This window comes from Micromonospora thermarum (assembly GCF_012034245.1).
Lineage (GTDB): Bacteria > Actinomycetota > Actinomycetes > Mycobacteriales > Micromonosporaceae > Micromonospora > Micromonospora thermarum.
Genome location: NZ_JAATEO010000008.1, coordinates 34,224 through 47,955, shown reverse-complemented (window position 1 = coordinate 47,955; position 13,732 = coordinate 34,224). Strand labels below are relative to the sequence as shown.

Below are 13,732 nucleotides of genomic sequence, written 5' to 3'. Positions count from 1 at the left end.
ACCCCCGATAACATGGTTCGGTGACTCCCGCAGAACTCGCCGAGGTCGTCCTCACCGCAGCCCACGCCGTCTTCACCGAGCGGGGCCTGGACCGCTCCGCCCTGCCGGAGCGAACGGCGGTGGAGCGACCCCGGAACCCCGAGCACGGTGACTACGCCTCGACGCTGGCGCTCCAGCTCAGCAAGAAGGTGGGCGTGCCGCCGCGGGAGCTGGCCGCCGCTCTGGCCGAGCAGCTCGGCCGGGCCGCGGGGGTCAAGTCGGTGGAGATCGCCGGCCCGGGCTTCCTCAACATCCGTCTCGACGCGGCCGCCGCGGGCCAGCTCGCCCGCGCGATCGTCGAGGCCGGCGCGGAGTACGGCCGCAGCGACCGGCTCGCCGGCCAGAAGATCAATCTGGAGTTCGTGTCGGCGAACCCGACCGGCCCGGTGCACATCGGCGGGGTCCGCTGGGCGGCCGTGGGTGACGCGCTGAGCCGGCTGCTGCGCGCCACCGGGGCCGACGTCGGCACGGAGTACTACTTCAACGACGCCGGCTCGCAGATCGACCGGTTCGCCCGTTCGCTGCTCGCCGCCGCCAAGGGCGAGCCCGCTCCCGAGGACGGCTACGCCGGGGCGTACATCGCGGAGATCGCGGAGCAGGTGCGGGCCCGGCGGCCGGAGGTGCTGACGCTCGACGACGCCGCCGCCCAGGAGGTGTTCCGGGTCGAGGGCGTCGAGCTGATGTTCGCCGAGATCAAGTCCTCGCTGCGCGACTTCGGCGTGGAGTTCGACACGTACTTCAACGAGAAGGACCTGCACGACCGGGGTGAGCTGGACCACGCGCTCAACCGGCTGCGGGAGCAGGGCAACACGTACGAGGCCGAGGGCGCCACCTGGCTGCGCACCACCGACTTCGGCGACGACAAGGACCGGGTGCTGCGCAAGTCCAACGGCGAGTGGACGTACTTCGCCGCCGACTGCGCGTACTACCTGGACAAGCGGGAGCGTGGCTTCGAGCGGGTCGTGATCATGCTCGGCGCCGACCACCACGGCTACATCGGCCGGATGAAGGCGATGGCCGCCTGCTTCGGCGACGACCCGGACCGCAACCTCGAGATCCTCATCGGCCAGCTGGTCAACCTGGTGCGCGACGGCGTCCCGGTGCGGATGAGCAAGCGGTTCGGCACCGTCGTCACCCTGGAGGACCTGGTCGAGGCGATCGGCGTGGACGCCTCCCGGTACGCGCTGGCGCGCTACTCGAGCGACTCGCCGATCGACATCGACATCGAGCTGTGGACCCGGGCCACCCGCGACAACCCGGTCTACTACGTGCAGTACGTGGCCGCCCGTACGGCCAGCGTCGGCCGCAACGCGGCGGAGGTCGGCCTGACCCGCGGTGACGCCGCGGCCTTCCACCCGGAGCTGCTCGACCACGACAAGGAGAACGAGCTGCTCAAGGCGCTCGCCGAGTTCCCCGCCGTGGTTGCGGCCGCCGCCGAGCTGCGCGAGCCGCACCGGGTGGCCCGCTACCTGGAGGACCTGGCCGGGGCGTACCACCGGTTCTACGACAACTGCCGGGTCCTGCCCCGCGGCGACGAGGAGGTCACCGACCTGCACCGGGCCCGGCTCTGGCTGAACGACGCGACCCGGGTGGTCATCGCCAACGGGCTCCGCCTGCTCGGCGTCTCGGCTCCGGAGCGGATGTAGTGCGCGCGCACGAGGCCGGTGCCCTGCACGGGGACATCGGCAGCCGGGGGCCGGCGTGGCTGCGTACGCCGGTCGACGTCAACGCCCTGGTGCCGCAGCTGTGGCCGCGGAACGTCGCGCGGGGGGCCGACGGCGCGCTCGCCGTCGCGGGCCTCCCGGTCCGCGACGTCGCGGCCGAGTTCGGCACCCCGGTGTACGTGCTGGACGAGGACGACCTGCGGGCGCGCTGCCGGGACTTCCGCGCCGCGTTCCCCACCGAGGACGTCTACTACGCCGGCAAGGCGTTCCTCTGCCGCGCGGTGGTCCGGATGATCGCCGAGGAGGGCCTGCACCTCGACGTCTGCACCGGCGGGGAGCTGGCCACCGCGCTCGCGGCCGGGATGCCGCCGGAGCGGATCGGCTTCCACGGCAACAACAAGTCGGTCGCGGAGCTGACCCGGGCGCTGGACGCCGGGGTGGGCCGCATCATCGTCGACTCGTTCCAGGAGATCGACCGGCTGACCGCGCTGGCGCGGGAGCGGGGCGTCCGGCCGAGGGTGCTGGTCCGGGTGACCGTCGGCGTCGAGGCGCACACCCACGAGTTCATCGCCACCGCCCACGAGGACCAGAAGTTCGGCTTCTCGCTGGCCGGCGGCGCGGCGATCGCCGCCGCGCTGCGCATCCTCGACGAGGACGTGCTGGAGCTGCGTGGCCTGCACTCGCACATCGGGTCGCAGATCTTCGACGCGAGCGGCTTCGAGGTCTCCGCCCGCCGGGTGCTCGCGTTGCAGGCGCAGATCCGCGACGCGCGCGGCGTGGAACTGCCCGAGCTGGACCTGGGCGGCGGCTTCGGCATCGCGTACACGACCCAGGACGACCCGGCCACGCCGGCCGACCTGGCGAAGCGGCTGCGGAAGATCGTCGACGCGGAGTGCGCCGCCGAGCGGCTCGCCGTGCCGCACCTGTCCATCGAGCCCGGCCGGGCGATCGTCGGGCCGGCCGTGTTCACCCTCTACGAGGTGGGGACGGTCAAGGACGTCGACGGGATCCGGACGTACGTGAGCGTCGACGGGGGCATGAGCGACAACATCCGCACCGCGCTGTACGACGCCTCGTACTCGGCGACCCTGGCCTCCCGGTCGAGCGCCGCCGAGCCGATGCTCGCCCGCGTGGTGGGAAAGCACTGTGAGTCCGGGGACATCGTGGTGAAGGATGAATTCCTGCCCGCCGACGTGCAGCCCGGAGATCTTGTCGCGGTGCCCGGCACGGGTGCGTACTGCCGGAGCATGGCCAGCAACTACAACCACGTGCCGCGCCCGCCGGTGGTGGCGGTGCGGGACGGCCAGGCGCGCCTGATCGTCCGGCGGGAGACCGAAGAGGACCTGCTCGCTTTGGATGTGGGATGACGTCACCTGTGCGTTTGGCGCTGCTCGGCTGCGGCACGGTCGGCAGCGAGGTCGTCCGGCTGCTGCACGAGCAGTCCGCCGACCTCGCCGCCCGGATCGGCGCGCCGCTGGAGATCGCCGGCATCGCCGTACGCCGGATCGGCCGTGACCGCGGCGACCTGCCGGTCGACCCGGCGCTGTTCACGACCGACCCGCTCGGCCTGATCAAACGCGACGACGTCGACGTCGTGGTCGAGGTCGTCGGCGGCATCGAGCCGGCCCGGGGCTGGCTCGTGGAGGCGTTGCGGGCCGGCAAGAGCGTCGTCACGGCGAACAAGGCGCTCCTCGCCGAGGACGGCGGCTCGCTGCACGACGCGGCGGCCGAGGGCGGCGGCGACCTCTACTACGAGGCGGCGGTGGCCGGCGCGATCCCGCTGCTGCGGCCGCTGCGCGAGTCGCTGCACGGTGACCGCATCACCCGGGTGACCGGCATCGTCAACGGCACCACCAACTTCATTCTCTCCGCGATGGACGCCACCGGCGCCGGCTTCGCCGAGGCGCTGGAGGAGGCGACCGAGCTGGGGTACGCCGAGGCCGACCCGACGGCCGACGTGGAGGGCTTCGACGCGGCGGCCAAGGCCGCGATCCTCGCCTCGCTGGCGTTCCACACCCGGGTCAGCGCGGCCGACGTGCACCGCGAGGGGATCACCGAGGTCACCGCCGCCGACGTGGCCAGCGCCAAGGCGATGGGCTGCACCATCAAGCTGCTCTGCATCGCCGCCCGGGGCGCGGACGCGGCCGGCCGCGAGACGGTCAGCGTCCGGGTGCACCCGGCGATGATCCCGCTGACCCACCCCCTGGCCAGCGTCGGCGACGCGTTCAACGCGGTCTTCGTCGAGGCGGAGGCGGCCGGGCAGCTCATGTTCTACGGCCGGGGCGCGGGCGGCGCGCCGACGGCCAGCGCCGTGCTCGGCGACGTGGTGGCGGTCTCCCGCAACCGGCTCGCCGGGGTCCGCGCGGCCAGTGAGTCCGCGTACGCCGACCTGCCGGTGCGCCCGATGGGGGAGGCGCTGACGCGCTACCACATCAGCCTCGACGTGACCGACCGTCCGGGTGTGCTGGCCGCGGTGGCCGGCGTGTTCGCCCGGCACGACGTCTCGATCGCGACCGTCCGGCAGGGGCCGGCCGGTGAGGGCGCGGCCGGCCGTGGCGAGGACGCCGACCTGGTCATCGTCACCCACGTCGCACCGGACGCCGCGCTCGCCGCGACCGTCCGCGAGCTGCGCGGGTTGGACATCGTCCGGTCGGTGGCCAGCGTGCTGCGGGTCGAGGGCGGGGCCTGACCCGTGTCCCGCCTGGTGGGTGGCGGAGGGTGCGCCGGAGGCCGCCCGGGGTGGCTGGTCCAGGCTTGACGGGACCCGGCGCGGCCGGGAGCAGAGGCGGAGGAGTACGACATGTGGCGGGGTCTCATCGACGCGTACCGGGATCGGCTGCCGGTCACCGAGGCCACTCCCGTCGTCACCCTGCACGAGGGGAACACGCCGCTGCTGCCCGCGCCGGTGCTGTCGTCCCGGATCGGCTGCGACGTCTGGCTCAAGGTCGAGGGTGCCAACCCGACCGGCTCCTTCAAGGACCGGGGCATGACGGTCGCGGTCTCCAAGGCGGTCGAGGCCGGCAACAAGGCGATCATCTGCGCGTCCACCGGCAATACCAGCGCCTCGGCCGCCGCGTACGCCGCCCGCGCCGGCCTGACCTGCGCGGTGCTGGTGCCGCAGGGCAAGATCGCGCTGGGCAAGCTCGCGCAGGCGCTGGTCCACGGCGCCCGGCTGCTCCAGGTGAGCGGCAACTTCGACGACTGCCTGTCGCTGGCCGCGAAGCTCGCCCAGGACTACCCGGTCGCCCTGGTCAACTCGGTGAACGTCGACCGGCTGCACGGCCAGAAGACCGCCGCGTTCGAGATCGTCGAGGCGCTCGGCGACGCGCCGGACATCCACTGCCTGCCGGTCGGCAACGCCGGCAACATCTCCGCCTACTGGCTGGGCTACTCGGAGGAACGGGACGCCGGCAACATCACGCGGACCCCGAAGATGTACGGCTTCCAGGCGTCCGGCGCGGCGCCGATCGTCACCGGCCAGGTGGTCCGTGAACCGTCGACCATCGCCACCGCCATCCGGATCGGCAACCCGGCGAGCTGGACGAAGGCGCTCGACGCCCGGGACGCCTCCGGTGGGCTGATCGCCGCGGTCACCGACCGGGAGATCCTGATGGCGTACCGGCTGCTCGCCCGGGAGGTCGGCATCTTCGTCGAGCTGGGCAGCGCGGCCAGCGTCGCGGGGCTGCTCCAGCAGGCCGCCGCGGGCGCCGTGCCGCCTGGCTCGACGGTCGTCTGCACCGTCACCGGTCACGGCCTGAAGGACCCGGAGTGGGCCATCTCCACGGCCCCCGCACCGGTCACCATCGCCAACGATCCGCTGGCCGCGGCTCGCTCCCTCGACCTGGTCTGATCCCCTCCCGGGAGCCGTCCCGTCGGCGGGACCGCGGGCGGAGCCCCACCGGAACCGCCGAGATCGGGTGGGGCACACTTTCCCCACCCCGCACCGCAGTCCCTCTCCAGGAGTGAGTCCAGCCGATGTCGCTGCTCGCCAGATTCAGTCTCGCCAACCGAGGGCTGGTCGCCCTCATCGCGGTGGTGGCCACGGCGTTCGGAGCGTTCGCCGTGCCGTCGCTGAAGCAGCAACTCCTGCCGTCGCTGGAGTTCCCGGCCGCCTTCGTCGTGGCGGCGTACCCCGGCGCCGGTCCGGAGGTCGTCGAGTCGCAGGTCACCGAGCCCATCGAGAACAGCCTCCAGGGCATCCCGGGGCTGGAGAAGATCACCTCGACCTCGCGTGAGGGCTCGGCGACCGTCCAGGTGCAGTACGAGTTCGGCACCGACCTGGACGACGTGGTCAACAAGATGCAGACCGCGCTCAACCGGGTCGACGCCCAACTGCCCGAGGGGGTGGACCCCCAGGTCGTCGCCGGTGGCACGGACGATCTGCCGGCGGTGGTGCTCGCCGCGTCCGGCGGGGACCTGCGCGCGCTCGGCGAGAGGCTCCGCGACACGGTCGTGCCCGAGCTGGAGGCGATCGAGGGCGTCCGCACCGTCGAGGTGACCGGCACCCGCGACGAGGTCGTGGCGATCACGCCGGACCAGAACAAGCTCGCTGCGGCCGGGATCCGGCCCGGCGCGATCGGTGAGGCGCTGCGGGCCAACGGGGTCGTGGTCCCCGCCGGTGCGGTGGTCGCCGAGGGCCGTACCCTCCCGGTCCAGGTCGGTACGCCGCTGGCCGACCTGGACGACCTGCGCAACCTGGTGGTCGCCCCGCCCTCGGTCCGCCTCCGGGACGTGGCGACCGTCGAGCAGCAGCCCGTGCCGGCCACGGCGATCACGCGGACGAACGGCAAGGACAGCCTGGGCGTCGCCGTCACCGCGACGCCGGACGGCAACGCGGTGGAGATCTCGCACGAGATCCGGGACCGGCTCGCCGACCTGCGCGGCGCGTCCGGCGCCGAGCTGACCGTCGTCTTCGACCAGGCGCCCTTCGTCGAGAAGTCGATCGAGAGCCTCACCACCGAGGGCCTGCTGGGTCTCGTGATGGCGGTCGTCGTGATCCTGGTGTTCCTGCTGTCGGTCCGGTCCACTCTCGTCACCGCGGTCTCCATCCCGCTGTCGGTGGTGGTCGCGCTGATCGCGCTGTGGATCGGCGACTACTCGCTCAACCTGCTCACCCTCGGCGCGCTGACCATCGCGGTCGGCCGGGTGGTGGACGACTCGATCGTGGTGCTGGAGAACATCAAACGGCACCTGGAGTACGGCGAGGCCAAGCGGGAGGCCATCCTCACCGCCGTCCGCGAGGTGGCCGGCGCGGTGACCGCCTCCACGCTCACCACCGTCGCCGTGTTCGCGCCGATCGCGCTGGTCGGCGGGTTCGTCGGGCAGCTGTTCGCGCCGTTCGCGATCACCGTCACGGTGGCCCTGCTCGCCTCGCTGCTCGGGTCGCTCACCGTCATCCCGGTGCTGGCGTACTGGTTCCTGAAGCCGGCCGGCGACGCCGTGAAGGCGGACGTCCGCCGGGCGGCGGAGGAGAAGGAGCTGCGCAGCCCGTTGCAGCGGGGATACCTGCCGGTCATCGGCTTCGCCACCCGTACGTGGGCCACCCGCTGGATCACCCTCGGGCTCGGCGTGCTGGTCCTCTTCGGCACCTTCGGCCTGTCCCGCCAGCTGGAGACCAACTTCCTGGACGACTCCGGCCAGGACACCATGACCATCACCCAGGAGCTGCCGGCGGGCACCGGCCTGGCCGGCACGGACGCGGCGGCCCGCCGGGTCGAGGAGGTGCTGGCCGGCACCGAGGGTGTCGAGACGTACCAGCTGACGGCCGGGTCCGGGGACACCCCGTGGGCCAGCACCGGCGGCAACAACGTCGCCACCTGGAACCTCGCCCTCAGCGGGGACACGGACGCCAAGGAGATGCGCGGCGTCCTCCGGGAGAAGTTCGACGCGCTCGGGTCGGGCGCCGGCGAGTTCCGGTTCGGCGCCGGGCAGGGCGGCGCCTCGGCCAACCAGCTGGAGGTGGTCGTCCAGGCCGCCGACCCGGCGACGCTGCAGCGGGCCGCCGACGAGGCCGTGGCGGCGATGAAGGGCCTGTCCGGCGTCGAGGACGTGACGACCAGCCTCGCCGACCAGGGGAAGCGTGTCGACGTCACCGTCGACCGGGCGGCCGCCGCCCGGGTCGGGCTCACCGAGGCGGCGGTGGGGCAGCTGGTCGCGCAGGCGTACCGGGGCGCTCCGCTGGGCCAGGTGACGCTCGACGGCGGTCAGCAGCCCGTGGTGCTGCGCTCCGCCGGCCAGCCGCCGGCCACCGTCGAGCAGTTGCGGACGATGCGGATCGGCGCCGTGACGCTGGACGACATCGGGACGATCGCCGAGGTCGACGGGCCGCAGCAGGTCACCCGCATCGACGGCGAGCGCAGCGTCTCGGTCACCGGTACGGCCACCGGCTCCAACCTGGGCAAGACCAGCCAGGAGCTGCAGAAGAAGCTGGACGCGATCGACGTGCCGGGGGCGACCTTCGCCATCGGCGGCGTCAGCGCGGACCAGGAGGCGGCCTTCGCCGACCTCGGCCTGGCGGTGCTGGCCGCCATCGCGATCGTCTTCCTGATCATGGTGGCGACGTTCCGGAGCCTGACCCAGGCGCTGATCCTGCTGGTCTCCGTCCCGTTCGCGGCGACCGGGGCGATCGGCCTGCTCCTGGCCACCGGCACCCCGCTGGGCGTTCCCGCGCTGATCGGCGTACTCATGCTGGTCGGCATCGTGGTGACCAACGCGATCGTGCTGCTCGACCTGGTCAACCAGTACCGGGCGCAGGGCGTGGGCGTCCGGGAGGCGGTGGTCGAGGGCGGTCGCCGCCGGCTGCGGCCGATCCTGATGACCGCCGTTGCCACGATCTTCGCGCTGCTGCCGATGGCGCTGGGGCTCACCGGTGAGGGCGGCTTCATCTCGAAGCCGCTGGCGATCGTGGTGATCGGCGGCCTGCTCAGCTCGACGCTGCTCACCCTGGTCCTGGTGCCGACCCTGTACGCGATGGTGGAGCACACGAAGGAGTCGTTCCGGGCCCGCCGTGCCCGCCGGCGCGGGGTGCTGCCCGAGGCTCCGTCCGTGGGCGCCGGCCCGGAGACCACCGATCCGGCCGTCGAGCGGGAGTTGGCGGTGACCGGCGCCGCGACGAGACCGGGCGCCGGGACCGCGGGGTCGGCCGGTGGAACCACCGGTACTGCCGGCGGGGCCGTCGCCCGGCCGGCGCCCTCGGCGGCGCTGGTCGACGGCACCGACCAGTTCGAGGTGCTGCGGCTGCCCAGGAGCCGCACGTCGCCGCTGCCGCCGACGGAGTAGGACCTGTCAACGGACGCCCCCGGCCACCGGCCGGGGGCGTGCGCCGTCTCGGCGCCAGCGGGACGATCTTCGTTCCCGTGCTGTCCGCGCACCGACGGAACGTGAGGCGCCGGCTGGGTAGGGTTCGGTCGTGCCGTCCATCCTCTCGGTCCTGCGCCGCAACCGGAACTTCCGCAATCTCTTCCTGGCCGAGCTGGTGGTCTTCGGCGCCGACTGGTTCGTCATGGTGCCGCTGCTGGTGCTCCTGCCGTCGCTGACCGGCAGCGGCGTGTGGGGGGCGCTGGTCCTCGCCGTGGACACCGGCATCGTGGCACTGCTGCTGCCGTACACCGGGACGGTGGCCGATCGCTTCGACCGCCGCAAGATCATGATCGGGGCGAACATCGCCGCCCTGCTCGGCGTGCTGCTGCTGTTGGGCGTACGCAGCGCCGGCACGGCGTGGCTGGCGATGGTCGGCATCGGCGTCGTGGCGGTCGCGAAGGCCTTCTACTCGCCGGCCGCCCAGGCCGCCCTGCCGAACGTGCTCGACCCCGACGAGCTGGCCGCCGGCAACGCGGTCGCGGGCTCCGCCTGGGGCACGATGACGATCGTCGGCGCGTCGCTCGGCGGTGTGCTCAGCAGCGCGGTCGGCCCGTACGCGTGCTTCTGGGTCGCGGTGGGCGGCCTGGCCCTGGCGGCGGGCCTGGCGACGCTGATCCGCCGGCCGTTGCAGGCCCCGCGGGACCGGGACCTGCCGGCGCAGCAGACCTGGGTGGCCGTCCGGGAGGCGCTCGGTTACATCGGGCACCGGCCCCGCGTGCTGGCTCTGGTGACGGTGAAGTCCGCGGTCGGTCTGGGCAACGGCGTGCTGACCGTGTTCCCGCTGCTGGCGGGTGTCTACGGCGCGGGGGCGGCCGGCGCCGGCCTGCTCTTCGCGGTACGCGGCGCGGGGGCGCTGGTGGGCCCGATCCTGATGCGGCGGGTGCTGGGCAACCGAGCCTGGCTGCTGCCCGGCCTGGCGCTGTCCATGTCGCTCTACGGGCTGGCCTACCTCGGCACCTCGGTCGTCGACTGGTTCCCGCTGGTGCTCGCGCTGGTCTTCGTGGCGCACTTCGCGGGCGGCAGCAACTGGGTGATGTCGAACTTCGCCCTCCAGGGCGAGGTGCCGGACCGCTTGCGGGGCCGCGTCTTCGCCACCGACATGATGCTGGCGACGCTGGCCATCTCGGTGAGCCAGCTGGTGGTGGCGTCGGTGGTCGACATCGTCGACGAGCGGGTGGTGCTGGCCGGCTGCGGCCTGGTCACCCTGGTCTACGCGGTCGGCTGGCGGATCGCGACCCGGAAGCTCTCCCTCACCGACCCGGTCGTCGAGCCGGATCCGTCGGTCGTGCGGTAGGCGCCGGTTCCGGCCGGTCCCACGGTGCGGGCAGAGATCCGGAACGTCGGTGCGCGGCCATAGCATGAGCGCGTGCCCACGAACTTCACGCCCGACCCGGTCCGGGTGCGGGTCCCCGCCACCAGCGCCAACCTCGGGCCCGGGTTCGACGCCCTGGGGTTGGCGCTGGCGCTGCACGACGACGTCGCCGCCGAGGTCACCACCGGCGGTGTCACCGTGAGCGTCACCGGTGAGGGGGCCGGCGACCTGCCCGACGACGAGCGGCATCTGGTGGTGAGCGCCATGCGGGCCGCCTTCGACGAGCTCGGCGGCCAGCCACCCGGGCTGGCGGTGGAGTGCGTCAACCGCATCCCCCAGGCACGTGGGCTCGGCTCCTCGTCGGCGGCGATCGTCGCGGGTGTGCTGCTGGCCCGGGCGCTGGTGGTCGACGGGGAGCGTCGGATGGACGACGCGGCGGCGCTCCGGCTCGCCGCCCGGATCGAGGGCCATCCGGACAATGTGGCGCCCTGCCTGCTCGGCGGGTTCACCGTGGCGTGGACGGAACCGGCCGGTGCCCGGGCGGTGTCGCTGCCGGTCGCCGACAGCGTCCGGCCGACGGTCTTCGTGCCGGCCGAGCGCGGGCTCACGGCCACGGCGCGGGCCGCCCTGCCGCCGACCGTGCCGCACCACGACGCGGCGTTGACGGCGGGCCGGGCCGCGCTGCTCGTGCACGCCCTCACCGCAGCGCCGGAGCTGCTGCTGCCGGCCACGGTCGATCGCCTGCACCAGGGCTACCGGGCCGAGGGCATGCCGCAGACGGCTGCGCTGGTGGATGCGCTTCGTGGGGCCGGTGTGGCTGCTGTGGTCTCCGGTGCGGGGCCGACCGTGCTGGCGTTGTCCGAGCCGCCCGCCGACCTCGATCCGGGAACAGATTGGCAGGTCTGGCGGTTGCCGATAGAGGCACACGGCGCCCGGGTCTTCCGGGGTAGACTGGGACACGCGGAGCGGGACCCTGTTGCCGCAGGTCGGAAGAGTTGATTACGCTCTAGACTTAGCACAGCCGCGAAGCATGCGATCTTCCTGCGGGTCGGCGCACCCCCGAAGCTTTCGGCGGTCAGCCCGTCACCCCTGCCTAGGCCCACGCCGCACCGCAGTCTTCACAGGTCGCCGCAGACGGCGGATCCCGCCCACCACGTCGGTGAGTCGGGAAAGCGACCGGCTGCTGTGTCACAGACTCCCGCGACGCGTCCTTGCGAGGCGGGTGCACCGAGGCCGCCCGGCCACCTGCATGTCGATCCCGGGCAGTCCCGGCCTATCGAGGGAAGGAATCCATTGAGCGACACCACCGACGTGACGTCGGATGTTTCCAACGTCGCTGATGCCACGTCCGCTGCTCCGACCCGTCGGCGACGCAGCGGCACCGGCCTGTCGGCGATGCTGCTGCCGGAGCTCCAGAGCCTGGCCGCGTCGCTCGGCATCTCGGGCACGGCTCGCATGCGCAAGGGTGAGCTGATCAGCGCGATCTCCGAGCGCCAGGGTGGCGGGGCCGCCACCGGGACCCCTCGACCGCGGGCCGAGGTCGCGGCTGCGGCCGCCCCCGCCCGGGAGGAGGTCCACGCCGAGGTCCGCGAGCCGGCCGAGCGGCCGGAGGCGGCCGAGCGTCGGGCGGAGCAGCCGGCCGAGCCGGCGACCGCCGAGACCACCGGCCGCACCCGGAGCCGGCGTGGCCGTGGGGCCGGCGAGGCCCGGGGCGGCGAGGCCGGCGAGACCCGGGCCGAGTCCCGGCCCGAGGAGGCCGAGGCCGGCGAGCGCGCCGAGCGGGGCGAGGGCCGTGGCGGCCGCGAACGCGGCGACCGTAACGAGCGGGCCGAGCGCGGCGAGCGGGCCGAGCGCGGTGAGCGCGGTGAGCGCGGTGAGCGTGGTGACCGCAACGAGCGGGCCGAGCGCGGTGACCGCAACGAGCGGGCCGAGCGTGCTGACCGCGGCGACCGCAACGAGCGCGGCGACCGCAACGGTGACCGTGGCCAGCGCGCGGAGCGCGACGGCGACGGCGAGGACGACGGCGAGGGCGGCGGCCGGCGCGGCCGGCGCAGCCGCTTCCGGGACCGTCGGCGGGGCCGTGGCGAGCGGGCCGAGGGCGGCGACGGCGGCCGCGAGCCGCAGGTCAGCGAGGACGACGTGCTCGTCCCGGTGGCCGGCATCATCGACGTTCTCGACAACTACGCCTTCGTGCGGACCACCGGCTACCTGGCCGGCCCGAACGACGTCTACGTCTCCATGTCACAGATCAAGAAGTACGGCCTGCGGCGCGGCGACGCGATCACCGGTGCGGTGCGCGCGGCGCGCGACGGCGAGCAGCGGCGCGACAAGTACAACCCGCTCGTCCGGCTGGACACCATCAACGGGATGGAGCCGGAGGAGGCGAAGCGCCGGCCGGAGTTCTACAAGCTGACGCCGCTCTACCCGCAGGAGCGGCTGCGCCTGGAGACCGAGCCGCACATCCTCACCACCCGGGTGATCGACCTGGTCATGCCGATCGGCAAGGGCCAGCGGGCGCTCATCGTCTCGCCACCGAAGGCCGGCAAGACGATGGTGCTCCAGGCGATCGCGAACGCGATCACCCGCAACAACCCGGAGTGCCACCTGATGGTGGTGCTGGTGGACGAGCGGCCCGAAGAGGTCACCGACATGCAGCGGTCGGTGAAGGGCGAGGTCATCGCGGCGACGTTCGACCGTCCGCCGCAGGACCACACCACCGTCGCGGAGCTGGCGATCGAGCGGGCGAAGCGCCTGGTCGAGCTGGGCCACGACGTGGTCGTCCTGCTCGACTCGGTGACCCGGCTCGGCCGGTCGTACAACCTGGCGGCGCCGGCCAGCGGCCGGATCATGTCGGGTGGTATCGACTCGACCGCGCTGTACCCGCCGAAGCGGTTCCTGGGTGCGGCCCGAAACATCGAGAACGGCGGCTCGCTGACCATCCTCGCCACCGCGCTGGTGGAGACCGGGTCCATGGCGGACACGGTCATCTTCGAGGAGTTCAAGGGCACCGGTAACGCGGAGCTGAAGTTGGACCGGAAGATCGCCGACAAGCGGACCTTCCCGGCCATCGACATCCACCCGTCCGGCACGCGCAAGGAGGAGATCCTGCTCGCGCCGGAGGAGCTGGCCATCGTCCACAAGCTCCGGAAGGTGCTGCACTCGCTGGACTCGCAGGCGGCGCTGGACCTCCTGCTGGACCGGCTGAAGCAGTCGCGTACCAACATCGAGTTCCTGATGCAGATCGCGAAGTCGACGCCGGGGGAGTGACCCTCCCCGGGCGGGACGAGACGAGGGGGCGTGGCCGAGTGGCCGCGCCCCCTCGCTGTCGGCCCACCCGTCCAGCCACCGCCGACACCCC

The 13,732-nt window shown here is 73.2% G+C and carries 8 protein-coding genes; all 8 read left to right on the top strand.

Annotated features, from left to right (window positions below; all coding sequences use genetic code 11):
- Nucleotides 1-20: 20 nt before the first annotated feature.
- Entirely contained in the window at nt 21-1,685 is a 1,665-nt protein-coding gene (argS, locus tag HCJ94_RS09420) for an arginine--tRNA ligase (protein ID WP_168000594.1), read from the top strand.
- Nucleotides 1,685-3,070 (top strand): diaminopimelate decarboxylase, encoded by a 1,386-nt coding sequence (gene lysA / locus HCJ94_RS09415; RefSeq protein WP_168000593.1) that lies wholly within the window; start codon nt 1,685-1,687, stop codon nt 3,068-3,070. Before argS ends, lysA begins: the two co-directional genes overlap by 1 nt.
- Nucleotides 3,071-3,078: 8 nt before the next feature.
- Nucleotides 3,079-4,392, top strand: a complete 1,314-nt coding sequence (locus tag HCJ94_RS09410; protein ID WP_309227211.1) for a homoserine dehydrogenase — start codon at nt 3,079-3,081, stop codon at nt 4,390-4,392.
- A 111-nt stretch (nt 4,393-4,503) separates the two neighbouring features.
- Nucleotides 4,504-5,553: a threonine synthase gene (gene thrC, locus HCJ94_RS09405; RefSeq protein WP_168000591.1), complete on the top strand. Its 1,050-nt coding sequence runs from the start codon at nt 4,504-4,506 to the stop codon at nt 5,551-5,553.
- 125 nt (nt 5,554-5,678) lie between these two features.
- Complete coding sequence (locus HCJ94_RS09400) at nt 5,679-8,981, top strand: efflux RND transporter permease subunit (RefSeq protein WP_168000590.1); 3,303 nt, start codon at nt 5,679-5,681, stop codon at nt 8,979-8,981.
- 130 nt (nt 8,982-9,111) lie between these two features.
- Nucleotides 9,112-10,356 carry an MFS transporter gene (locus tag HCJ94_RS09395; RefSeq protein WP_168000589.1) on the top strand — a complete coding sequence of 415 codons (1,245 nt, stop codon included), beginning with the start codon at nt 9,112-9,114 and terminating at the stop codon, nt 10,354-10,356.
- Between the two features lie 72 nt (nt 10,357-10,428).
- Nucleotides 10,429-11,373: a homoserine kinase gene (gene thrB, locus HCJ94_RS09390; protein ID WP_168000588.1), complete on the top strand. Its 945-nt coding sequence runs from the start codon at nt 10,429-10,431 to the stop codon at nt 11,371-11,373.
- A gap of 294 nt (nt 11,374-11,667) precedes the next feature.
- Nucleotides 11,668-13,641 carry a transcription termination factor Rho gene (rho, locus tag HCJ94_RS09385; protein WP_168000587.1) on the top strand — a complete coding sequence of 658 codons (1,974 nt, stop codon included), beginning with the start codon at nt 11,668-11,670 and terminating at the stop codon, nt 13,639-13,641.
- Nucleotides 13,642-13,732 lie beyond the last annotated feature (91 nt).